Origin of the sequence: Bradyrhizobium iriomotense (genome assembly GCF_018130765.1) — a bacterium.
Taxonomy (GTDB): domain Bacteria; phylum Pseudomonadota; class Alphaproteobacteria; order Rhizobiales; family Xanthobacteraceae; genus Bradyrhizobium; species Bradyrhizobium iriomotense_A.
The window spans coordinates 250,636-272,556 of sequence record NZ_JAFCJZ010000008.1 but is presented as its reverse complement, the minus strand read 5'-3'; the positions used below and the strand labels follow the sequence as shown (position 1 = coordinate 272,556).

Below are 21,921 nucleotides of genomic sequence, written 5' to 3'. Positions count from 1 at the left end.
TGCCGGTTGCTCACACCAGCGATGCCGCTCCGATTCAATCGGCCTTCGTCAGCCTGTACTGCCGCAGATCCGGGTCGCGCGTCATGCGCCAGTAGTCCACGAACCGCCACGGCATCGCCGAAAACACGCGGCCGCTGGAATTGCGGTAGTAGGTCGTCATGCCCGGATGGGTCCAGATCATCGCCTCGTGCTCGGCATCGACCCTCTGGACATAATCGTCGAGCACCTCCGGGCGGACATCGATGGCGGCAACGTCGTTCTCGATCATGCCGGCGAGACACGCCGAGATGTAGCGGCTCTGGCATTCCGACTGGAAAATGACGCTGCCGCCATGCGCGGGCCCTGAGTTCGGCCCGAGCATGCAGAAGAAGTTGGGGAAATCAGGCACGGTGAGGCCGAGGAACGCGGTCGGATTGTCGTTGCCCCAGGTCTCGCGCAAATCCTTGCCGCCGCGGCCGCTGATGTTGAGGCGTGCGGCCATCTCCGTCACCTTGAAGCCGGTGGCGACGACAATGATGTCGGCTGGGCGTTGCTTGCCATCGGCTGTGACGATGCCGCTCTCGTCGAAACGGTCGATCGCGTCGGTGACGAGTTCGACGTTCGGTCGCGTCAATGTCTTGAACCAGTTGTTGTCGAGCAGGATGCGCTTGCCGTAGGGCGGGTAGGTCGGCACGCATTTTTCGATCAGGTCGGGCCGCCCCTGCAATTCGGACAGGATGAAGTCGGTCAGCTCCTGCCGATGCCGGTCGTTGCCCTTGTTGACGGCGCGCTCGGGGTGCGGCCAGGCTGGGTCCTTGCGCAGGAACGGCAGCAGGCCGTCGCCGTAGCGCCAGAACATGTTGAAGCGGTACCATTGCACATAGAACGGCAGATGCGCGAGCAGCCAGCGCGCGCCCTCGCTGATCGGATCGGAATAGCCTTTCACCGGCCGCGCCCATTGCGCGCTGCGCTGATAGACCGTGACCGAGGCGACGCGGCCGGCGATCGACGGCACCAGCTGCATCGAGGTCGCGCCGGTGCCGATCACGGCGACATGCTTGCCGTCGAGGTCGATATTGCCGGACCACAGCGCCGAATGCAGGATCGTTCCCTTGAACTTGTCCTCTCCCTTGAAACGGGCGCGGGAGGGATCGTTGAGCTGGCCGATGGCGCTGACCAGCGCGGTGGATTCAAAGGTCTCTTCGCCGTCCCTGGTCTTCAGCGTCGAGATCCAGCGCCGCTTAGCCTCATCCCAGCGCGATGAGGTCAGCTCGGTGTTGACGCGCAGATGCTTGCGGATACCGTATTCCTCGGCGACCTTCAGCAGATAACCGAGCAGCTCCTCGCGCTGGCAGAAATAGCGGGTCCATGCGTTGCGCGAGCCGAACGAATACGAGTAGGAGTGGTTCGGCGTATCGACGCCACAGCCGGGATAGCGGTTGATCCACCAGGTGCCGCCGAGCTCGTCGTTCTTCTCGACGATGGTATAGGGGATGCCGAGATGCCCGAGCGCCACGCCGAGCGCAATGGCGCAGACGCCGGCGCCGACGATGAGGACATGCTGGTCGGCGAGCTTGTCGTCGGAAGGACGCCTCGTCCAGCGCGCCTCGCGCGGCACAAAACCCATCTCCTCGCGCATCAGGGGCGCGTATTCCGGCGCGACGTTCTCACCGAGGCAGGCACGCATCATCCTCAGCAGCAGGCCGTCGCCGGGATCGGTGATGACAGGCTTTGGCGTGCCGTCGGCAAACAGCCTGACCACGGCGGCGCGGATCTCGTCCTGTATCTCCCGGGGCACGCCGGCATCGGGATCGGGAATGAGGCGGATGTCGCGCTTGGGCAGGTACGGAGGTTCGAGCCATTTCTCGTCGCCGGTCATGTGAACCAGCACCATCAGCAGGCAGCGGATGTCGCCTTCGGCGATAGCAGAGGCGAGGTCGAGCGGCTTGTGCGGAGATTCGATGTTCATGGCGTGTCCAGATCTCCGGAGGCAGTGAAGAGGCCGCGCGTCATCAGCTTGCGATAGGCGGAGATGACGTGGTCGGGCACGGCGGTGACGCCACTTTCCGAATAGGAATAGCGGCGGCTGAGATAGCCGCGTGCGCCCATCAGCATGTGAACGATCGCCTCGAACTCCTCGTCGCTGTAATCCTCGATCGCGCCGGCAAGGCGGGCCCGGCGCAGGATGCGGACATAGGCGACCGAGATGTTGTCGAGATGTTTTTGGTAGCCGATCGGGGCAAAAAATTCGGCCTCGTTGAGGATGCGCAGGAATTCCGGGACTTCGCGGATGAAGTCGAAGAAGGCAGAGAAGCGCTCGATCTCCTGCCGCGCTGCGTGCGCGTTGCCGGTGCGAGCGCGGATGAACTCGACCATGTCGAGGCCGATCTTGGGCAGCAGCTGGTCGAGCAGCTCCTGGCGGTTCTCGAAATGATTGTAGAAGGTGCCTTGCGCGACGCCGGCTTGTTCGGTGATGCGGGCGACGGAGGCTTCGGCATAGCCGTGCTTGCCGACGACCTTCGTGGCGGCCTCGAAGATCTTCTGCTTGGTCCAGGCGTTGCGCTCGACGCGGTTGAGCTTTGTCACCTTGGCGTTCACTTGCGTCATTCAGACGTCTCCAGCTCGGCGCGCAGTACGCGCTTGAGGATCTTTCCGCTTGGGTTGCGCGGCAGGCTGTCACGGATGATCAGCTGTTTCGGTACCTTGAAGCTCGCCAGCCGCGCGCGGCAGTGCTCGGTGAGGGCAGGGAGCTCTAGGCGCGCGCCTTCAGCGAGCACGACGATCGCGACGGGACGCTCGCCCCAGCGCGCATCGCGGAGGCCAATCACCGCGACCTCGCGCACCTCGGGCAAATCGTAGATGACGCGCTCGACCTCTGAGGAAGCGATGTTCTCGCCGCCGGAGATGATCATGTCCTTCTTGCGGTCGGTCAGGTACAGAAAGCCCTCGTCGTCGAGATAGCCGACGTCGCCGCTGCGGAACCAGTCGCCGAAGAAGGCGGAGGCCGTCTTCTCCGGATCCTTCCAATAGCCGCGCGTGATCTTGGGACCGCGCAGGCAGATCTCGCCGTTGACGTTCGGCGGCAGCGTCTTGCCGTCCTCGTCGCGGATCTCGATCTCGACATGGGCGATGGCGCGGCCCGTGGAGCCGATCTTCTCGATCTCGCGGCCGGCCTCCATGAAGGTGTCGCCGCCGACAGTCTCGGTGAGGCCATAGGCATCGATGTAGCGCGCGTTGCGAAAAAGCTCCGAGAAAGCACGGATGCGCAGCTCCGGCGTCTTCTCGCCGCCGCCGATCGCCCATTTCAGGCTGGAGACGTCGTAGCGATCGCGGGTAGGGCAGGTGAGCATCGCCGTGGTCATCACGGGCGCGAACCAGGCGGCGTTGAGCTTGTCCTCCGCGATCGCCTCGAGCGCGGTCTCAGGCTCGAAATTGCGTTCGATGCGGATGAAGCCGCCATGCCAGAGCACGGCGATGCCGGGCAGGTCGAGCGCGCCGACGTGATAGAGCGGGCCGACGACGAGAAGCCGCGTCTCGGCACTGAGGCCGAGCGCGATGGTCTGGTCGGCCGACTTCCAGTAGAAATTATCGTAAGTGAGCATCACGCCCTTGGGGCGGTCGGTCGTGCCCGATGTGTACATCAGCCGCATCAGGTCGGATGGCTGACGGACATGCATGGAGGCGGGCGGCGCGTCGCCTGCCAGATGCTTGACGCTCTGCTGCGCGGCCTCGTCGAGCACGACAACCCTCGCGCCCGCTGCGTTTGCCGCCAGCTCTTCATCGACGATCAGCAGGCGCGCGCCGGCATTGCCGGCGATGTAACCGACCTCGTCGCGCGAAAGACGAAAATTGATCGGCAGAAACACCGCGCCGAGATGGCTGGTAGCGAAAACGAGCTCAAGAAAGGCCGCGCTGTTCTTCATCAGCACGGCCACGACATCGCCGGCGCCGATGCCTTCCGCGGCAAGCCAGCCGGCCGCTTTCCGGATGCGCGCGTCGAAAGCCGCGTAGGAAATCTCCTCGCCGCGATATTTCAGCGCGGGCCGCTCCGGCGTGCGCCGGGCATGAAAGCCGATGAAGCTCGACAGATTGATCATTTTCGTTGGTTTCGGGCCAATTGCCGGCCTCGTTTCCTCTCCTATGAATTCTGACTCATAATTCATCTTTGGCTTGACGTCACCCCCTACCTCTGAAATCCTTGGGAACACGGAGACGAGACGATCTCCGGTAAGGGACCAGGAAAACGCCGACCCGAAAGAGGGAGGGGAAAATGACGAGAACCCGCACGCCGGGCATCAGCCGCCGTTCAACTCTGGCGCTGATGGGCGCCGGTGCGATGACATTTGCCGCGCCATGGGTAGCGCGCGCCCAGGCCAAGACCGTCAAGATCGGCATGCCGACAATTCTGTCGGGGCGCGTCGCGCAGCTCGGCACGTCCTCGCGCAATGCCGTGATGCTCGAGGTCGAGAAGGTCAACGCCGCCGGCGGTCTTGCCGGCCGGCAGATCGAGATGGTGATCCGCGACTCCAAGGGCCAGCCGCAGGAAGCCGCCCGCGTCGCGCGCGAGCTCGTCAACACCGACGGCTGCGAGCTGATGATCGACGCCGAAGCCTCCTCCGGCGCCTTCGCAGTGCACGAAGTCGCGCGCGATCTCGGCGTGTTCTGCATCCACACCAATTCGGAGACCTCGGCGCTCACCGCGGACCCCAAGCAGCACATTCCCAATGCCTTCCGCACCGCGCGGCAGGGCGTGCACGATTCCATCGTCGGCGGCAGCTATGCCGCGGCGATCGCCAAGGCGAAGGGCTTGAAGAAATGGGCGACCTGTTCGCCCGACTATGCCTATGGCCGCGACACCACGGCGGAGTTCACGCTGTACCTGAAGCGCTTTGCGCCTGAGGTCGAGATCATCAGCGAGTCCTGGCCGAAGCTGTTTCAGCCTGACTATACCGAGGTGGTCACCAAGATCCTGCAGGCCAAACCGCAGGCGCTGTATTCCTGCCTGTGGGGCGGCGATCTCACCTCCTACATCGACCAGGCCAACATCTACGCGATGTTCGGCCAGATGGAGGTGTTCGCGGTCAACATGGCCGACTACACCGCGCTCACCGTGGTGAAGAACCTGCCCAAGGGCATCCACTCCGGCAACCGCTACATCAAGACCTTCCCGACCACGCCGGAAAACGCCGCCTGGGGCGATGCCTACAAGGCGAAGTACAACGAATATCCGACCAACTGGTCGTGGGAGAACGCCACCGCCATCATGCTGATGGCGGAAGCTGCGAAGAAGGCGAACTCCGCCGACGGCAAGAAGATCGCGGAGGCGCTGAAGGGCCTCACCATCAAATGTCCGTTCGGCGCCGACGGCACCGTGACGATGCGCGGCGACGACCACACGCTGGTCGGCTACGCCATCGGCTGGGGCACCACGATCCCGCAGGAGCCCTATGTGCCCGAGGTCAAGGCCGGCGACTGGAAGACCATCTTCGAGCTCGAAGCCGAGTGGAAGAAGAGCAAGGGCTACGCCTGATCTGATGCGCGGCGGAGGCGGGCGACCGTCTCCGCCGTTTTCGTTTCGTCTTCCGCGCCACACCTCGTGCGCTGCAATGAAAGTGCTCCCGTGGATCTCGATGCGCTTGCCGGCTGCCTCTCCAGCTCCGCCTGCCTGGTGACGCAAACCACCAGCGGCCTCATCATCGGCATGCTGCTGTTCCTGGTCGCAGTCGGGCTGACGCTGATCTTCGGCGTGCTGAAGGTCGTCAATTTCAGCCACGGCGCCTTCTATATGTTCGGCGCCTATTTTGCGATGAGCGCCTATCAGCTCACGGGCAGCTTCGCGCTGGCGATGCTGGCGGGTGCGGCGGGCACCGCGATCCTCGGCCTGATCTTCGAGCGCGTCTTCATGAGCCGCGTCTACGGCGCGGACGTGCTGATGCAGCTCCTCGTCTGCTACGCCTTCGTGCTGATCTTCGACGATGTCGTGCGCATCATCTGGGGGCCGGAGTTCAAGGCGATGGGCATGCCGTCCGCATTCCAGGTGATGCCGCTGTTCATCGCCGGCGGCGTGGTGCCGCCTTATTACCTGCTGCTGATCAGTGTCGCGCTCGTCGCGGCCATCGTGCTCGGCATCGGCCTGTCGCGCAGCCGCATCGGCAAGGTGATCCGCGCGGCCGCGCATAATCCCGGCATGGTGTCTGCACTCGGCATCAACACCGGCCTGATCTTTGGCGGCGTGTTCGCGCTCGGCGGCATGCTGGCGGGGCTTGCCGGTGCGCTCGCTGCGCCCGTGCGCTCGCTGACTCCCGGCATGGGATTCTCGGTGCTGATCGAATCCTTCATCGTCACCGTGATCGGCGGCATGGGCTCGATCCTGGGCGCGCTGATCGGCGCGCTGCTGCTCGGCCTCATCCGCTCGTTCGGCTCGCTCGGCTTTCCGCTCTTCACCGAAGGCCTGATGTACCTGTTCATGGTGATCGTGCTGGTCTCGAAACCCACCGGCCTGTTCGGCAAGGAGGCGGCATGACCGAGCTCGAGGCCGGACGCGCGCAAACGCTGGCGCCGGCGCGCAGCGGCGCCGCGCTGAGGCGCTATCGCGACGTGCTGATCGCGCTGATCGCCTTCGCCGTGCTGGCGAGCCTGCCGCTGTTGTCAGGCAGCAAGGCGCTGCTCGATTTCGTCATCCGCTGCTCGGCCTATGGCCTGTTCGCGACCTCGCTCAATCTCTTGGTCGGCTATACCGGCCTGACCTCGTTCGGGCACGGCATGTTCTTTGGCCTTGGGGCCTACAGCTTCGGCCTGATCATGCAGAAGCTCGGCGTGCCCATTCCGGTTGCCTTCGTCGCGACGCTGGCGATCACCGCCGTGGTCGCGGCGATCATCGGCGCGATCTGCGTGCGGCTGAAGGAGATCTATTTCGCCTTCGTTACGCTCGCCTTCCAGATGCTGATCCACTCGACCATTTTGTCCTGGGCCTCCTTCACCGGCGGCGATCAGGGCCTGCGCGGCGGCATTCCGCGGCCCGCCTTCCTCGGCATCAACCTGGCCAACCACATCCATCTCTATATCGCCAGTTGTGCGCTTTTGATTCTCGGCCTGCTGGCGATGCGCCAGATCGCGCAATCGCCGTTCGGCTATACCTTGCGCATGATCCGCGACAATGCCGCGCGCGCGAGCTTTCTCGGCATCGACGTCTGGCGCGCCAAGCTCACCGTGTTCGTGCTGGCGGCGCTGTTCGCCTCCATGGGCGGCATGGTGATGGCGCTGTTCGTCTCCGGCGCCTATCCGGAGTTCGCTTATTGGACCATCTCGGGCGAAGCCATCTTCATCAACATGCTCGGCGGCGTCTCGACCTTCCTCGGCCCGATGGTCGGCACCGTGCTCTTGCTGCTGCTCAACGACACCGTCACGCGCTTCACCGAGTACCATGGCATCGTGCTCGGAATCGTCATCCTGTTCTTCGCGCTGGGCTTGCGCAAGGGCCTCTTGGATTTCGTCGCCGAATGGTACGCGCACCGGCGCGAGACAGGCGAAGGGCGCTAGCGATGCTTGAGATCCGCAACCTCGCAAAATCCTTTGGCGGCGTGAAGGCGACCAATGATGTCTCGCTGGATTTCCCCGACGGCTCGCTCACCGCGGTGATCGGTCCGAACGGCGCAGGCAAGAGCACCTTCTTCAATCTCATCACTGGCGCCTTGAAGCCGGACTCTGGTCAGGTGCTGCTGGATGGCGTCGATCTTGCCGGCCGCTCGCCGCCGGAGATCGTGCGCCACGGCATCGGCCGGGCCTTCCAGGTCGCCAGCATCTTCAAGTCGCTGACGGTGCAGGAGACCATGCTCGCCGCGGTGAGCGCCGACCAGCGCACCTCCGCGGTGCTGCACAAGCGCTTTCCATTGCCCGAGACGCGCGACCGCGCCGAGCATGTGATGGAGCTGCTAGGCCTCGCCGGCAAACGCCATCGCACGGCGGCCACGCTCTCGCACGGCGACCAGAAGCTCCTCGACATTGCGCTAGCACTGGTGCTCGAACCAAAAGTGCTGCTGCTGGACGAGCCGACCGCTGGCATGGGCCCGGAGGAGCGCTGGCGCATGATCGACAAGGTGCGTGAGCTCTGGGAGAGCCAGAAGATCACCGTCGTCTTCATCGAGCACGACATGGATATCGTGTTCAAGATCGCCCCGAAGATCGTCGTGCTCTGCTACGGCCGTATCCTCGCCACCGGCACGCCGGACGAGATCCGCAACAACAGCGCGGTGATCGACGCTTATCTTGGCACCGAGCATGCGGGAGCCGCCGCATGAGCGCCGCCGTCATCGAAGTCGCCGATCTCGACGTCTACTACGGCACCAGCCAGATCCTGTTCGGCGTCGGCCTCTCGGTGCGGCAGGGCGAGACCATGGCGCTGCTCGGCCGCAACGGCGCCGGCAAGTCCACGACCATGAAGGCGATCATGGGCCTCGCGCCGCCGCGACGCGGCAAGGTGAGCCTGCGCGGCGCGGTGATCTCCGGCCAGAAGCCGCATACGATAGCGCGCGCCGGCCTCGGCTTCGTGCCGGAGGATCGCCAGATCTTTCCGGAGCACACGGTCGAGGACAATCTCGTCATCGGACGCAAGAAGGGGCCGGAAGGCCAGGACGAGTGGCCGATCAAGCGCATCTACGAGGTCTTCCCGCTCTTGGAGCCGCTGCGCCATCGCATCGCGGGGCGCCTGTCCGGCGGCGAGCAGCAGATGCTGGCGATCGCGCGCACGCTGATGGGTAATCCGGCGCTGCTGCTGCTGGATGAGCCGAGCGAAGGCCTCGCGCCGATCATCGTGCAGCGGATCGGCGAGCTCTTGCGGCAGCTCCGCCAGCTCGGGTCGACCGTGCTGATCGCCGAGCAGAACATGCATTTCTGCCTGGGGCTGGCGAGCCACGCCACGGTGATCGACAAGGGCCAGATCGTCTATGCGGCCGGAATCGACGAGCTGAAAGCCAATGACGCGATCCGGCGGCGTTATCTGGCCCTGTAGCCCCGGGCGCCGGTGTCCAAATAGGCCGGAAGAACAAAACTATTGCCGTGGCTCTTTCGAAGGGAAGGAGTTTCCCCTCCGGAGGGCAAAAACGCCAATCGCTTCCATTGCCGTTTGGGCCCGAAACGACGACATTCCCATCAGATTTGATGGATTGGCGTAGCCATGGAACGCACCGCATTTGAGCCCTTCGGCGAGCAGCTGGTGTCCGCAACGGACGCCCAGCCGAAATCGCGCGCCTCAAAGCTCCTGCTGCGGGCCGGCACCACGCTGTTCTGGTCGCTGGTCGCCGGCATCGTGCTGGCGCGTGCGGCCTTCTTCGAGCCCGGCATCTATGACGGCTTCAGCCGCGTCGCCTCGCTGGCCAAGAGCCTGATCTTCTAAGGCTGTCGTCTGAGCCGTTTATTCCGGGCTGAGGATAGAACTTCCCTCGGCCCTGATATGCCGAAAACTTATTCCCCAATTGAAGTGCGCTGCGTATAAATCTTTCTCCTCTGGGAGAGATTTGTGTCGCAGAATCAAGCATCCAGCCCGGCCGATTCCAAGCCGGCCACCGCCGCGAGCCGTATCGCGGCCCTGATTCCGGGCATCCTCCTCTGCATTCTCGTTGCCGGTGTGTCGGCCCTGCTGGAGCGGGCGGAACTGGGCGTGTTCGAGCATCCCTATGTCGAGGCGCTCGTGATGGCGATCCTGCTCGGCATGGCCGTGCGCAGCTTCTGGAAGCCAGCCCCGCGCTGGCAGGCCGGCATCGCGTTCAGCGCCAAGCAGCTGCTCGAAGTCGCGGTCATGCTGCTGGGCGCCTCGATCAGCTTCGCGGCGATCGCGGCTTCGGGCATTGCGCTGCTCGCCTCCATCGCCGCGGTCGTCGTGGTCGCGCTCTGCGTCTCCTTCGGCCTCAGCCGGCTGCTCGGCCTGTCGACGCGCCTCTCGATCCTCATCGCCTGCGGCAACTCGATCTGCGGCAATTCGGCAATTGCGGCGGTGGCGCCCATCATCGGCGCCAACAATGACGAGATCGCATCCTCAATCTCCTTCACCGCGATCCTTGGCGTGATGATGGTGCTGGGCCTGCCGCTGCTGATCCCGCTGCTGCAGCTGTCCGCCACGCAATACGGCATCCTCGCAGGGTTGACCGTCTATGCGGTGCCGCAGGTGCTTGCGGCGACGGTGCCGGCCGGCCTCGTTTCGACGCAGATCGGTACGCTGGTGAAGCTGATGCGCGTCTTGATGCTGGGACCAGTCGTCGTCGGCCTCTCGCTGGTCGCCTCGCGCTGGCAGGCCGATGCCAAGAAGACCAGTGTCGGCTTCTTCCGCCTGGTCCCCTGGTTCATCCTCGGCTTCCTTGCGCTTGCGACCCTGCGCTCGCTCGAGATCGTGCCGGCCACGGTGGTTGGCCCCGTGACGAAGATCACGAGCTTTCTCACCGTGGTCTCGATGGCCGCGCTCGGTCTCGGCGTCGATGTGCGTGTGCTGGCGAATGTCGGCGGCCGCGTGACGGCAGCGGTGACGCTGTCGCTGATGCTGCTGCTGGGGATCAGCATCGCGCTGGTGCACTGGTTCAAGTGAGGGATCGCGCGCGGCAACGGCGGTGTACCCTCTCCCCTTGCGGGAGAGGGTGGCTTCGCGATAGCGAAGCCGGGTGAGGGGTTCTCTCCGCGAATTCAAATGCCAGTTGGGTTCGCAGAGACAACCCCTCATCCGGCGCTTCGCGCCACCTTCTCCCACAAGGGGAGAAGGAAGAGAGTGAGCAAGTTGCGCAAGACAGAGCGGTGGCGTGAGCGCTGGACTTCCCCCGCCAGACGTTTATTGGTCGTCGCCAATGTGATCGGCCGCGGCCGATCGGAAAAACAGTGAGGACGCCGGCTATGACGACATTGACTGTAAAAGACCTTCTCCCCGAGGACGGCACGCGGGGAACATTGGTCGGCCGCGTCTGGCTGCCGCAGGTGAATGGTCCGGCCGTGGTCGCCGTGCGCGGCGACGGCGTGTTCGACGTGACCGCAAAATTTCCGACCATCAGCGCGCTCTGCGAGGAGGACAATCCGGCCAAGGCGCTTAGCTCGACCAAGGGCGAGCGCATCGGTGATCTCGAAGCCATCGTCGCCAACACGGCACCCGATGGGCGCGATCCCAAGAAGCCTTGGCTGCTCGCGCCCGTCGATCTCCAGACGTTGAAAGCGGCCGGCGTCACCTTCGCGATCTCGATGCTGGAACGCGTGATCGAGGAGCGCGCCAAGGGCAATCCGGCCTCGGCCGAAGCGATCCGCAAAGAGGTGACGCGGCTGATCGGCGACGACCTGTCGAAGCTCAAGCCGGGCTCCGACCAGGCGATGCACCTGAAGCAGGTGCTGATCGATCAGAACGCCTGGAGCCAGTATCTCGAGGTTGGCATCGGCCCGGATGCCGAGGTCTTCACCAAGGCGCCGACCATGTCCTCGGTCGGCACCGGCATGGATGCCGGCCTGCATCCGAAATCGACCTGGAACAATCCCGAGCCTGAACTCGTGCTGTTCGTCTCCAGCCGCGGCAAGATCGTCGGCGGCGCGCTCGGTAACGACGTGAACCTGCGTGACTTCGAGGGCCGCTCGGCGCTGCTGCTGTCGAAGGCCAAGGACAACAATGCGTCCTGCTCGATCGGCCCGCTGCTGCGGCTGTTCGACGACAGCTTCACGCTCGACGACGCGCGCAAGCTCGACATCAGCCTGAATGTGACGGGCACGGACGGCTTCGTTCTCGACGGCCATTCCTCGATCAGCAAGATCAGCCGCGATCCGACCGATCTCGTGGCGCAGACCATCGGCAAGGTCCATCAATACCCTGATGGCTTCGTGCTCTTCCTCGGCACCATGTTCGCACCCGTCAAGGATCGCGACGCGCCGGGGCAGGGGTTCACCCACAAGCGCGACGACATCGTTACCATCGCCGCGCCCGAGCTTGGCAAGCTCGTCAACCGCATGCGCACTAGCGACGAGTGCGAGCCCTGGACGTTTGGCATCGGTGCGCTGATGAAGAACCTCGCGCAGCGGAAGCTGATCTAGCGTTACTGCCCTTCGCCTCTCCCCGCTTGCGGGGAGAGGCCGGAGTGCATCGAAGATGCAGTCCGGGTGAGGGGGACTCTCCGCGAGTCCCACTCTCACCGCTTTCGCGGAGAGGGCCCCTCACCCCAACCCTCTCCCCGTAAGAACGGGGCGAGGGAGCGCTCTGCCGATGCCGCAGCAGCTCCCACAATTTTCCTTCATCTCCCCGTTGCATCGCTGGAACAAAATCGCGCTTGGCGTGTCATAGGACCGCCGCGCAGCTCCCGCGCGTTTTCCGCCAAATAGTCAAATAATATGACTAGTCGGAACCCATCTTCCGTGAAATAGTCCCTCCGCCGCCTCGAAGGCCGGCCTGCGGGTGCCATGCTACCAATCGGCGCCCCGGATAACATCTTGGGAGACACGCCTGATGACCCCTAAAGCCCTCTTTGCGGCCAGCGCCATGGCCGCCTTGCTGCTCGCGCTGCCGGCCAGTGCCGGCCAGCTCACCATCGGCTTCTCGCAGATCGGATCGGAATCCGGCTGGCGCGCGGCCGAGACGTCGGTCTCCAAGCAGGAAGCCGCCAAGCGCCAGGTCAATCTCAAGATCGCCGACGCCCAGCAGAAGCAGGAGAACCAGATCAAGGCGATCCGCTCCTTCATCGCGCAGAACGTCGATGCGATCTTCCTCGCACCCGTCGTCTCGACCGGGTGGGATTCGGTGCTGAAGGAAGCCAAGGAGGCCAAGATCCCGGTCGTGCTGCTCGACCGCGACATCGATCCCTCCGGCAAGGAGCTCTATCTCACCGCCGTCACCTCGGACAGCGTGCATGAAGGCGCGGTCGCGGGCGACTGGCTGGCGAAGACGGTCGGCGAGAAGGCCTGCAACATCGTCGAATTGCAGGGCACGGTCGGCGCCAGCGTCGCCGCCAACCGCAAGAAGGGTTTTGACACTGCGGTTGCCAAACATCCGAACCTGAAGGTGGTGCGCAGCCAGACCGGCGACTTCACCCGCGCCAAGGGCAAAGAGGTGATGGAGAGCTTCATCAAGGCCGAAGGCGGCGGCAAGAACATCTGTGCGGTCTATGCCCACAACGACGACATGATGGTCGGCGCTATCCAGGCGATGAAGGAAGCCGGCCTCAAGCCCGGCAAGGAGATCCTCACCGTCTCGATCGACGCGGTCCCCGACATCTTCAAGGCGATGGCCGCCGGCGAAGCCAATGCCACCGTCGAGCTGACGCCGAACATGGCGGGCCCCGCGCTCGACGCCATCGCGGCCTTCAAGGACAAGGGCACGGTTCCGCCGAAATGGATCCAGACCGAGTCCAAGCTCTATACGGCTGCCGACGATCCGCAGAAGATCTACGACAGCAAGAAGGGCCTCGGTTACTGAGGCGGGCTTCGCCGGACCGCGCGCTTTGCGGTCCGGCACCCCCTTCGAAACCGCTGCGCGAGCGAATAGGCTGGGCGTCCGCATCATCTGCGGGCGCCGGTGGGAGTGACGTTGCGATGGAAAACAGCCTTGATCCTGCTCTGCCGCTGCTGGAGGTGCGCGGGATCAGCAAGAGCTTCGGCGCCGTGCGCGCGTTGCAGGAGGTCGACTTCACGCTGCGCGCCGGCGAGATCCATGCGCTGCTCGGCGAGAACGGCGCCGGCAAGTCTACGCTGATCAAGGTCGTCACCGGCGTCTTCCCGCGCGATGCCGGCATTGTCAGGCTCGGTGGCGAAGAGGTCGCGCCGCGCTCGGCCAAGGCCACGCTCCAGGCCGGCATTGCCACCGTATACCAGGAGGTCAATCTGCTGCCGAACCTCTCGGTGGCGCAGAACCTGTTCCTCGACCGCCAGCCGATGCGCTTCGGCATCGTGCGCGAAGGCGAGATGCGCCGCCGCGCCAAGGCCCTGCTCGCCGATTTCGGTCTCGACATCGATGTCGCCGCACCGCTCGGCAACTATTCCGTCGCGATTCAGCACGTCACCGCGATCGCCCGCGCGGTGGATCTCTCCGCGCGCGTGCTGATCCTGGACGAGCCGACCGCGAGCCTCGACCGCCACGAGGTCGAGATTCTCTTTCGCATCATGCGCCAGCTTGCGAAGCGCGGCATCGGCATCGTCTTCGTCAGCCATTTCCTCGACCAGGTCTACGAGATCTCCGACCGCATCACCGTGCTGCGCAACGGCCGCCTCGTCGGCGAGCGCGAGACCGCCTCGCTGCCGCGCCTTGAGCTGATCCGCATGATGCTCGGCCGCGAGCTCGCCGAAACCACCAGCGCGCGGGCGGCAACGCGTGAGCATCAGGCGCGCGAGGTCTGCGCCAGTTTCGAGAATTACGGCAAGGCTGGCTATGTTGCCCCCTTCCATCTCGAGCTGCGCCACGGCGAGGTCGTCGGTCTTGCCGGCCTGCTCGGCTCCGGCCGCACCGAGACGGCGCGGCTGGTGTTCGGCGCCGAGCGCGCCGATCGCGGGCAGGCGAAGGTGGAGGGCGCACCGGTTCGGCTCCATTCGCCGCGCGATGGCGTGCGCCACGGCTTTGGCTATTGCCCGGAGGAGCGCAAGACCGACGGCATCGTCGCCGAGCTCAGCGTGCGCGAGAACATTGTGCTCGCGCTCCAGGCTAAGCGCGGCCTGCATCGGCCATTGTCGCGCCGCGAGCAGGACGAGATCGCGCGCCGCTACGTCAAGATGCTCGACATCCGCCCGCCCGATCCGGAGCGTCCGGTCGGCCTGCTCTCCGGCGGCAACCAGCAGAAAGTGCTGCTGGCGCGCTGGCTCGCGACCTCGCCGCGGCTTCTGGTGCTGGACGAGCCGACCCGCGGCATCGATGTCGGCGCGCATGCCGAAATCATCCGCCTGATCCGAGACCTCTGCGACGACGGGCTTTCGCTGCTCGTGATCTCCTCCGAGCTCGACGAGATCGTGACCTATTCGGACCGCGTCGTGGTGCTGCGCGACCGCGCCCATATCGAGGAGCTCGCGGGCGAGGCGATCGACGTCGGCAACATCCTCGCCGCCATTGCCGCCGACGGCGCCGCCGTTGCGCTTGAGGCCCACACATGACAGCGCTGCTGCCCCGCCGCGGCCTTGCCCAGATCCTGGCGCTGATCGTCATCCTCGCGGTCGACCGCGTGGTGTCGCCGCAATTCTTCGACCTGCGCCTTCAGGACGGCCGGCTGTTCGGCAGCCTGATCGACGTGCTCAACCGCGGCACGCCGGTGGCGCTGCTCTCGCTCGGCATGGTGCTGGTGATCGCGACGCGCGGCATCGATCTGTCCGTCGGCGCGGTCATGGCGATCTGCGGCGCGATCGCCGCGAGTCTTGCTGACAGCCACGGCCTCCCCGTGGTGCTGGCGGCCGCGCTCGGCGCCGGCCTCCTCTGCGGCCTCTGGAACGGCTTTCTCGTCGCCGTGCTCGGCATGCAGCCGATCGTGGCGACGCTGATCCTGATGGTGGCGGGGCGCGGCATCGCCCAGCTCATCACCGAGGGACGCATCGTGACATTCTCCTCGCCGGACCTGGTCTGGCTCGGCAATGGCTCGGTGCTCGGCCTGCCGGTGCCGGTCGTGATTGCCCTGGGCATGCTGATCCTCACCGGTGCAGTCGTGCGCGGCTCCGCGCTCGGTCTCCTGATCGAGGCGACCGGCGGCAACGCACGCGCGAGCGAGCTTGCCGGCGTCGGCACCCGCGCCATGATCCTTTCGGTCTATGTCTGGTGCGGCGTCTGCGCCGCGCTCGCCGGCGTTATCGCTGCGGCCGACATCATGGGTGCCGATGCCAACAATGCCGGCCTCTGGCTCGAGCTCGACGCGATCCTCGCCGTGGTGATCGGCGGCACCTCGCTGTTCGGCGGCCGCTTCAGTCTTGTGCTCGCGGTGCTGGGTGCGCTGATCATCCAGACGATGAACACCGGCATTTTGCTGTCGGGCTATCCGCCGGAGTTCAACCTGCTGGTCAAGGCGGTGGTGGTGCTCGCGGTGCTGCTGCTGCAATCGCCGAAATTCTCTGGTCTCGCCGGGATCGCCGCGCGGCTGCGGAGGACCAAAGCATGAAAGGCCTGCCGCCCGTCCTCATCACCGCCATCGTGCTCGTCGCGGGCTTTGTGCTCTGCGCCCTGCAATTCCCCAACATCGCCTCCACCCGCGTGGTCGGCAATCTTCTCACCGACAACGCCTTCCTCGGTATCGTCGCGACCGGCATGACCTTCGTCATCATCTCCGGCGGCATTGATCTCTCGGTCGGTTCGGTGATCGGCTTCACCACCGTGTTCGTCGCGCTCGCCATCGAGCGCTGGGGCGTGCCGCCGCTGGTCGCCTTCGTTGCCATCCTCGCGCTCTCGGCGGCCTTCGGCGCGGCGATGGGTGCCGTGATCCACGTCTTGGATCTGCCACCTTTCATCGTGACGCTGGCCGGAATGTTCCTCGCCCGTGGCGCCAGCTTCCTGCTCTCGACGGAATCGGTGCCGATCACCGCGCCGGTCTATTCCACCGTGTCGGACTTCGCGCTGCGCATGCCCGGCGGCGGGCGGTTGACGGCGATCGCGATCATCATGCTCGTGATCGTGATCGGCGGCGCTTTGTTGCTGCATCTCACGAGGTTCGGTGCCAACGTCTATGCGCTCGGCGGCAGCCGGGCGACGGCGAGCCTGATGGGCGTTGCCGTCGGCAAGATGACGATCAAGATCTACATGCTGTCGAGCCTGCTTGCGGGGATCGCCGGCATCGTGTTCTCCTTCTACACCAGCGCCGGTTACTCGCTCTCCGCGGTCGGCGTCGAGCTCGACAGCATCGCCGCCGTCGTGATCGGCGGCACGCTGCTCACTGGCGGGCAGGGCTCGGTGATCGGCACCTTCCTCGGCGTGCTGATCCAGGGCATGATCCAGACCTACATCAATTTCGATGGCACGCTGTCGAGCTGGTGGACCAAGATCGCGACCGGCGTCCTGCTGTTCGCCTTCATCGCCTTGCAGCAGGGGCTGGTCGCACTGGCGCGCCGGCCGGTGGCCAAGAGCGCAGGAGCGGCGTCATGACCTCGCGCATCGTCGTCATCCCGACGCGGCGGGCTCACTCCAACCACGCGGAGGTGGCCCGTTCGATCGGCGTTGACATCATCGCCGGCCGCTACGCGGAAGGCACGCGCCTACCGGGCGATGCCGAGATGATCGCGATGTTCGGCGTGTCGCGGCCGGTGCTGCGCGAGAGCGTGAAGACGCTGGTCGCCAAGGGACTGCTCACCACCAAGGCCCGCGTCGGCACCGTCGTTCGCGAGCGCGGCGCCTGGAACATGTTCGACGCCGACGTGCTGGCCTGGCACCTCGACGCCGGCATCGACAAGCGCTTCCTCAACGACCTCGCCGAGATTCGTCTCGCGGTCGAGCCGCGTGCGGCGATGCTCGCAGCAGTGCAGCGGTCCGAGGAGGACGTCGCCGAGCTCCGCCGCTGCATGGATCGCATGCGGCGTGAAGCCTCCGACTCGGTCGGCTTTGCCGATGCCGATCTCGCGCTTCACGTGGGCGTGGCGCGTGCCTCCGGCAATCTGTTCATGCGCTCGATTGGGCATGTCATCGAGGCCGCGTTGCGCGCCTCGTTCCTGCTCAGCGCCCCGGTCGAGCCGGAGGACCGCGACGCCGTGCTGCTCTGGCACCAGAAGATCGTCGATGCCATCGCCGCGGGCGATGCGGACGCCGCGTCCGAGGCCATGGTTTATGTCATTCACAACGGCATGCGCCGCCACGAGGGTACGGTGATCGAGACCGCCCCGGCCGAGCCGCTACCGTCGGCAGATACGGGAGAACAAGCGTGACAGACCTTCGCATCGCCATCGTCGGCTTCGGCAAGATCGCGCGGGACCAGCATGTCGGCGCGATCGCGGCGACACCGGGCGCGATACTTGCAGCCGTTGCCAGTCGCAACGCTTCACTGCCGGACCTGCCGCATTTCGCCACCATCGAGGAACTACTGGAAAAAGGTCCGCCGATCGACGCCGTCTCGCTGTGCACGCCACCGCAGGTGCGCCGCGCCCAGGCCGCCACAGCGCTCGCCGCTGGCAAGCATGTCATGCTGGAGAAGCCGCCGGGCACTGGCGTTGCCGAGCTCGATCCACTGATCGCGATGGCGACCGATGCCAGGCGAACGCTGTTCGCGACCTGGCATTCGCGTTACGCGCCGGCGGTCGAGCCGGCCCGCGAATGGCTGGCGACGCGCCGGATCAAATCCGTGCACATCAACTGGAAGGAGGACGTCCGCGTCTGGCATCCCGGCCAGGCCTGGATCTGGGAACCCGGTGGCCTCGGCGTATTCGATCCCGGCATCAATGCGCTGTCGATCCTGACCCGCATCCTGCCGCAGCCGGTATTTGTCACCGCGGCCGAGCTTGCCTTCCCGGCTAATTGCCAGGCCCCGATCGCCGCGAACCTGAACCTGACTGACATCAACGGCCTGCCCATCACCGCTGAGTTCGACTTCCGGCAGACCGGCCCGCAGAGCTGGGATATCCTCGTGGAAACAGATCAGGGCCGGATGACATTGTCTGGCGGCGGCCGGCGGATGGCCGTCGACGGCAAGGCCATTGCGGATGCACCCGATCAGGAATATCGCGAGCTGTACCAGCGCTTCGTCAAGCTGGCGGCGTCAGGCACGAGCGATGTCGATCTGGCGCCGCTGCGTCTCGTCGCCGATTCTTTCCTGCTCGGCAAGCGCACGATCGTCGAACCGTTTGTGGACTGAACATGGCCGGCCCAAGGACAATAGAAAAAGACGTCTTCGGAACGCTGCCCGACGGCCGCAAGGTCGAACGCATCGTGCTGCGCGGGAAGGGCAGCTTCGAGGCCCGCATCATCACCCATGGCGCGGTGATCCAGGCGCTGCTCGCGCCTGATATCAAAGGTGGTTACGACGACGTCGTGCTGGGGCATGACGCCTTCGCTGGCTATCTCGCCGAACGCAAGTTCTTGGGCGCCACTGTCGGCCGCTACGCCAACCGCATCGCAAAGGGACAGTTCTCGCTCGACGGCGAGACGGTGCAGCTCCCCGTCAACAACGGCCCGAACGCGCTGCACGGCGGCCTCGACGGTTTTGATCGCAAGCTCTGGGAGATTGCCGCAACTGAGGAGGGCGCCGAGCCCGCGGTGACGCTCACCTATTCCAGTCCGCATGGCGAAGAGAATTATCCCGGCAAGCTCGACGTCCGCCTGACCTATCGCATCACCGGCCCGGCCGAGCTCTCGCTGATGATGGAAGCGCGAACCGACCGGCCGACCATCGTCAACCTGACCAATCACAGCTTCTTCAATCTGGAAGGCGCTACGTCCGGCACGCCGATCCTTGACCACAAACTCACGGTCGCCGCCGAGCATTTCCTCGCCATCGATCCCACCGCCATTCCGCTGCCGGAGCCGCCGCGCAGCGTTGCCGGCACGCCGTTCGACTTCCGCGAACCGCGCACTGTCGGCGAGCGCATCCGCGAAAGCGACCCGCAATTGCGCAACGGCAGAGGCTACGACCACACCTATTGCCTCGGGCGCGACGGCATGCTTGCGCTCGCGGCGCGGCTGGAGGCGCCGCGCTCAGGACGCGTCATGGAGCTGCTCACCAATCAGCCCGGGCTCCAGGTCTATTCCGGCAACTATCTCGACGGCACGATCTCGGGGAAGGGCGGCAAGCTGATCCGGCAATCGGACGCCATGTGCCTGGAGCCGCACATCTGGCCCGACGCACCGAACCGGCCGGACTTTCCGAGCCCGCGCCTCGATCCCGGCCAAGTCTACCGGCATCACACCGTCTATCGCTTTGGGGTGAGGGCGTCATGATGGAACAGGTGCCGACCTCGGTTCTATCCGCTGAGCAGTGTCATCTCGGCGAGGGGCCGACCTATGATGTGACCACCGACACGGCCTGGTGGTTCGACATTCGCGAGGGCAAGCTGTTCGAGGCGCAACTCGGCAGCGGCGCAATCCGCATCCACGCGCTCGGCCGGATGGCGAGCGCATTCGGGCGCATCGACGCCGAGCGGCAGCTGATCGTTGCGGAAGACGGCCTTTACATCCGCAAGCTCGCCGACGGCGCGATGACGCTGTTTCTTCCGCTTGAGGCGGACAATCCTGCCACCCGCTCAAACGATTGCCGCGTGCATCAATCCGGCACGTTCTGGATCGGGACCATGGGCAAGAAGGCCGAGCCGAAGGCGGGTGCGATCTACGCGCTCCATCGCGGCAAGATCTCGACGCTGTTTCCCGGCATCAGCATTCCCAATTCGATCTGCTTCTCGCCCGATGGTGCCACCGGCTATTTCACCGACACGCCGCGCGCGGTGCTCTATGCGGTGCCGCTCAATCCCGCGACCGGCCTGCCGCGCGGCGAGCCGGAGGTGCTGCTGCGTCACAGCGGCATCGGCGGTCTCGACGGTTCGGTGTGCGACGCCGACGGGCAGATCTGGAACGCATGCTGGGGCGCGAGCCGTGTCGACGTCTACTCGCCGCAAGGCGAGCGCCTGCGCTCACTCAGCGTGCCGGCGAAGCAGGCGAGCTGCCCCGCCTTCGTCGGCCCGGACCTGTCGCGCCTGCTCGTCACCTCGGCATGGCAGGACATGGACGCTGCGGCACGCGCCGCCGATCCGCAAGCCGGCTGCACTTTTCTGCTCGAAGCATCCGCGCGCGGCCGCGCGGAGCCCGACGTCAAGCTCACATAGGAGACCAAAGGCAACCCACGACTACGTTCTCGACGAAACGAAGAAACAGTCCTACACCCAAAGGGAGTGAAACATGCTGAAACTGAAGACGACCTTTCTCGCGCTTGCTCTGGCAAGTGCCGCCGCGCTGATCGCGGGCGCGCCTGCCACCGCCCAGGACAAGGCGACCGTCGGCATCGCCATGCCGACGAAATCCTCGGCGCGCTGGATCGACGACGGCAACAACATGGTCAAGGTGCTCAAGGAGCGCGGCTACAACACCGACCTGCAATATGCCGAGGACGACATTCCGAACCAGCTCTCGCAGGTCGAGAACATGGTGACCAAGGGCGCCAAGGCGCTGGTGATCGCCGCGATCGACGGCACCACGCTCTCCGACGTGCTCAAGCAGGCGAAAGCAAAGGGCATCACCGTGATCGCCTATGACCGGCTGATCCGCGGCACGCCGAACGTCGACTATTACGCGACCTTCGACAATTTCCAGGTCGGCGTGCTCCAGGCGGAGTCGCTCGTGCAGGGCCTCGGCCTCAAGGACGGCAAGGGTCCCTTCAACATCGAGCTGTTCGGCGGCTCGCCCGACGACAACAACGCCTATTTCTTCTACAACGGCGCGATGAGCGTGCTGAAGCCGTACATCGATAGCGGCAAGCTCGTCGTCGTGTCCGGCCAGATGGGCATGGACAAGGTCGCGACCCTGCGCTGGGACGGCGCCACCGCCCAGGCCCGCATGGACAATCTGCTCAGCGCCTACTACGGCAACAAGAAGGTCAACGCCGTGCTGTCGCCCTATGACGGCCTCTCGATCGGCATCATCTCCTCGCTGAAGGGCGTCGGCTACGGCAGCGCCGACCAGCCGATGCCTGTCATCTCCGGCCAGGATGCCGAGGTGCCCTCGATCAAGGCGATGCTGCGCGGTGACCAGTACTCGACCATCTTCAAGGACACCCGCGATCTCGCCAAGGTGACCGCCGACATGGTCGACGCCGCGCTCGCCGGCAAGCAGGTCACGGTGAACGACACCAACACCTACGAAAACGGCGTCAAGAAGGTTCCGTCCTATCTGCTCAAGCCGGTCGTGGTCTACAAGGACAATTGGGAGAAGACCCTGGTCGACAGCGGCTACTACAAGAAGTCGCAGTTCCAGTAGATTTCTCGTGCCGTCGTTCCGGGGCGCCCGAAGGGCGAACCCTGAACCTCGAGATTCCGGGTTCGATGCTTCGCATCGCCCCGGAATGACGG

General features: G+C 65.1%; 20 protein-coding genes. 17 read left to right on the top strand and 3 right to left on the bottom strand.

Annotated elements, in window-relative coordinates; all coding sequences use genetic code 11:
- Nucleotides 1-34: 34 nt before the first annotated feature.
- Genes JQ635_RS16820 through JQ635_RS16810 form a run of 3 tightly spaced genes read right to left on the bottom strand, consistent with a single transcriptional unit; the run spans nucleotide 35 to nucleotide 4,076 of the window.
- Nucleotides 35-1,948: a flavin-containing monooxygenase gene (locus JQ635_RS16820; protein ID WP_211410950.1), complete on the bottom strand. Its 1,914-nt coding sequence runs from the start codon at nucleotides 1,946-1,948 to the stop codon at nucleotides 35-37.
- Nucleotides 1,945-2,586, bottom strand: coding sequence for a TetR/AcrR family transcriptional regulator (locus JQ635_RS16815; RefSeq protein WP_211410949.1), 642 nt, complete (start codon nucleotides 2,584-2,586; stop codon nucleotides 1,945-1,947). Before JQ635_RS16815 ends, JQ635_RS16820 begins: the two co-directional genes overlap by 4 nt.
- Nucleotides 2,583-4,076 (bottom strand): AMP-binding protein, encoded by a 1,494-nt coding sequence (locus JQ635_RS16810; protein ID WP_211410948.1) that lies wholly within the window; start codon nucleotides 4,074-4,076, stop codon nucleotides 2,583-2,585. The genes JQ635_RS16815 and JQ635_RS16810 overlap by 4 nt, the downstream gene beginning before the upstream one ends.
- A 173-nt stretch (nucleotides 4,077-4,249) precedes the next feature.
- On the opposite strand from JQ635_RS16810, the gene JQ635_RS16805 reads away from it, so the two are divergent.
- The 17 genes from JQ635_RS16805 (at nucleotide 4,250) to chvE (ending at nucleotide 21,829) form a co-directional block, all read left to right on the top strand.
- A complete protein-coding gene (locus JQ635_RS16805) occupies nucleotides 4,250-5,509 on the top strand; it encodes an ABC transporter substrate-binding protein (protein WP_211410947.1) in 1,260 nt (419 codons plus the stop codon).
- A gap of 90 nt (nucleotides 5,510-5,599) precedes the next feature.
- Nucleotides 5,600-6,502 carry a branched-chain amino acid ABC transporter permease gene (locus tag JQ635_RS16800; protein WP_211410946.1) on the top strand — a complete coding sequence of 301 codons (903 nt, stop codon included), beginning with the start codon at nucleotides 5,600-5,602 and terminating at the stop codon, nucleotides 6,500-6,502.
- Nucleotides 6,499-7,518 carry a branched-chain amino acid ABC transporter permease gene (locus tag JQ635_RS16795; RefSeq protein WP_211410945.1) on the top strand — a complete coding sequence of 340 codons (1,020 nt, stop codon included), beginning with the start codon at nucleotides 6,499-6,501 and terminating at the stop codon, nucleotides 7,516-7,518. The genes JQ635_RS16800 and JQ635_RS16795 overlap by 4 nt, the downstream gene beginning before the upstream one ends.
- A gap of 2 nt (nucleotides 7,519-7,520) precedes the next feature.
- Nucleotides 7,521-8,276: an ABC transporter ATP-binding protein gene (locus JQ635_RS16790; RefSeq protein ID WP_211410944.1), complete on the top strand. Its 756-nt coding sequence runs from the start codon at nucleotides 7,521-7,523 to the stop codon at nucleotides 8,274-8,276.
- Complete coding sequence (locus tag JQ635_RS16785) at nucleotides 8,273-8,986, top strand: ABC transporter ATP-binding protein (protein WP_211410943.1); 714 nt, start codon at nucleotides 8,273-8,275, stop codon at nucleotides 8,984-8,986. Before JQ635_RS16790 ends, JQ635_RS16785 begins: the two co-directional genes overlap by 4 nt.
- Nucleotides 8,987-9,151: 165 nt before the next feature.
- Nucleotides 9,152-9,370: a hypothetical protein gene (locus JQ635_RS16780; protein WP_018647704.1), complete on the top strand. Its 219-nt coding sequence runs from the start codon at nucleotides 9,152-9,154 to the stop codon at nucleotides 9,368-9,370.
- A gap of 123 nt (nucleotides 9,371-9,493) precedes the next feature.
- Complete coding sequence (locus JQ635_RS16775) at nucleotides 9,494-10,552, top strand: YeiH family protein (RefSeq protein WP_211410942.1); 1,059 nt, start codon at nucleotides 9,494-9,496, stop codon at nucleotides 10,550-10,552.
- 299 nt (nucleotides 10,553-10,851) lie between these two features.
- Nucleotides 10,852-12,024, top strand: coding sequence for a fumarylacetoacetate hydrolase family protein (locus JQ635_RS16770; protein WP_211410941.1), 1,173 nt, complete (start codon nucleotides 10,852-10,854; stop codon nucleotides 12,022-12,024).
- A gap of 409 nt (nucleotides 12,025-12,433) precedes the next feature.
- Nucleotides 12,434-13,399, top strand: a complete 966-nt coding sequence (ytfQ, locus tag JQ635_RS16765) for a galactofuranose ABC transporter, galactofuranose-binding protein YtfQ (RefSeq protein WP_211410940.1) — start codon at nucleotides 12,434-12,436, stop codon at nucleotides 13,397-13,399.
- Nucleotides 13,400-13,515: 116 nt separating this feature from the next.
- On the top strand, nucleotides 13,516-15,060 hold the full coding sequence (locus tag JQ635_RS16760) for a sugar ABC transporter ATP-binding protein (RefSeq protein WP_211410939.1): 1,545 nt from the start codon (nucleotides 13,516-13,518) through the stop codon (nucleotides 15,058-15,060).
- Nucleotides 15,057-16,049, top strand: a complete 993-nt coding sequence (locus JQ635_RS16755; RefSeq protein ID WP_211410938.1) for an ABC transporter permease — start codon at nucleotides 15,057-15,059, stop codon at nucleotides 16,047-16,049. The genes JQ635_RS16760 and JQ635_RS16755 overlap by 4 nt, the downstream gene beginning before the upstream one ends.
- Complete coding sequence (gene yjfF, locus JQ635_RS16750) at nucleotides 16,046-17,026, top strand: galactofuranose ABC transporter, permease protein YjfF (protein WP_211410937.1); 981 nt, start codon at nucleotides 16,046-16,048, stop codon at nucleotides 17,024-17,026. The genes JQ635_RS16755 and yjfF overlap by 4 nt, the downstream gene beginning before the upstream one ends.
- Nucleotides 17,023-17,799 carry a FadR/GntR family transcriptional regulator gene (locus JQ635_RS16745; protein WP_211410936.1) on the top strand — a complete coding sequence of 259 codons (777 nt, stop codon included), beginning with the start codon at nucleotides 17,023-17,025 and terminating at the stop codon, nucleotides 17,797-17,799. Before yjfF ends, JQ635_RS16745 begins: the two co-directional genes overlap by 4 nt.
- Nucleotides 17,796-18,722 (top strand): Gfo/Idh/MocA family protein, encoded by a 927-nt coding sequence (locus JQ635_RS16740; protein WP_211410935.1) that lies wholly within the window; start codon nucleotides 17,796-17,798, stop codon nucleotides 18,720-18,722. The genes JQ635_RS16745 and JQ635_RS16740 overlap by 4 nt, the downstream gene beginning before the upstream one ends.
- Before the next feature lie 2 nt (nucleotides 18,723-18,724).
- A complete protein-coding gene (locus tag JQ635_RS16735) occupies nucleotides 18,725-19,804 on the top strand; it encodes an aldose epimerase family protein (protein ID WP_211410934.1) in 1,080 nt (359 codons plus the stop codon).
- Nucleotides 19,804-20,682 carry an SMP-30/gluconolactonase/LRE family protein gene (locus tag JQ635_RS16730; protein ID WP_211410978.1) on the top strand — a complete coding sequence of 293 codons (879 nt, stop codon included), beginning with the start codon at nucleotides 19,804-19,806 and terminating at the stop codon, nucleotides 20,680-20,682. The genes JQ635_RS16735 and JQ635_RS16730 overlap by 1 nt, the downstream gene beginning before the upstream one ends.
- A gap of 73 nt (nucleotides 20,683-20,755) precedes the next feature.
- Nucleotides 20,756-21,829: a multiple monosaccharide ABC transporter substrate-binding protein gene (chvE, locus tag JQ635_RS16725; RefSeq protein WP_246583579.1), complete on the top strand. Its 1,074-nt coding sequence runs from the start codon at nucleotides 20,756-20,758 to the stop codon at nucleotides 21,827-21,829.
- Nucleotides 21,830-21,921: the final 92 nt, after the last annotated feature.

Coding starts and splice junctions, on each gene's coding strand:
- JQ635_RS16730 (WP_211410978.1), top strand. CDS start 19,804: ATGGAACAGGTGCCGACCTCGGTTCTATCCGCTGAGCAGTGTCATCTC.
- JQ635_RS16785 (WP_211410943.1), top strand. CDS start 8,273: ATGAGCGCCGCCGTCATCGAAGTCGCCGATCTCGACGTCTACTACGGC.
- chvE (WP_246583579.1), top strand. CDS start 20,756: ATGCTGAAACTGAAGACGACCTTTCTCGCGCTTGCTCTGGCAAGTGCC.
- JQ635_RS16810 (WP_211410948.1), bottom strand. CDS start 4,076: ATGATCAATCTGTCGAGCTTCATCGGCTTTCATGCCCGGCGCACGCCG.
- JQ635_RS16795 (WP_211410945.1), top strand. CDS start 6,499: ATGACCGAGCTCGAGGCCGGACGCGCGCAAACGCTGGCGCCGGCGCGC.
- yjfF (WP_211410937.1), top strand. CDS start 16,046: ATGAAAGGCCTGCCGCCCGTCCTCATCACCGCCATCGTGCTCGTCGCG.
- JQ635_RS16805 (WP_211410947.1), top strand. CDS start 4,250: ATGACGAGAACCCGCACGCCGGGCATCAGCCGCCGTTCAACTCTGGCG.
- JQ635_RS16755 (WP_211410938.1), top strand. CDS start 15,057: ATGACAGCGCTGCTGCCCCGCCGCGGCCTTGCCCAGATCCTGGCGCTG.
- JQ635_RS16815 (WP_211410949.1), bottom strand. CDS start 2,586: ATGACGCAAGTGAACGCCAAGGTGACAAAGCTCAACCGCGTCGAGCGC.
- JQ635_RS16780 (WP_018647704.1), top strand. CDS start 9,152: ATGGAACGCACCGCATTTGAGCCCTTCGGCGAGCAGCTGGTGTCCGCA.
- ytfQ (WP_211410940.1), top strand. CDS start 12,434: ATGACCCCTAAAGCCCTCTTTGCGGCCAGCGCCATGGCCGCCTTGCTG.
- JQ635_RS16820 (WP_211410950.1), bottom strand. CDS start 1,948: ATGAACATCGAATCTCCGCACAAGCCGCTCGACCTCGCCTCTGCTATC.
- JQ635_RS16760 (WP_211410939.1), top strand. CDS start 13,516: ATGGAAAACAGCCTTGATCCTGCTCTGCCGCTGCTGGAGGTGCGCGGG.
- JQ635_RS16745 (WP_211410936.1), top strand. CDS start 17,023: ATGACCTCGCGCATCGTCGTCATCCCGACGCGGCGGGCTCACTCCAAC.
- JQ635_RS16790 (WP_211410944.1), top strand. CDS start 7,521: ATGCTTGAGATCCGCAACCTCGCAAAATCCTTTGGCGGCGTGAAGGCG.
- JQ635_RS16770 (WP_211410941.1), top strand. CDS start 10,852: ATGACGACATTGACTGTAAAAGACCTTCTCCCCGAGGACGGCACGCGG.
- JQ635_RS16735 (WP_211410934.1), top strand. CDS start 18,725: ATGGCCGGCCCAAGGACAATAGAAAAAGACGTCTTCGGAACGCTGCCC.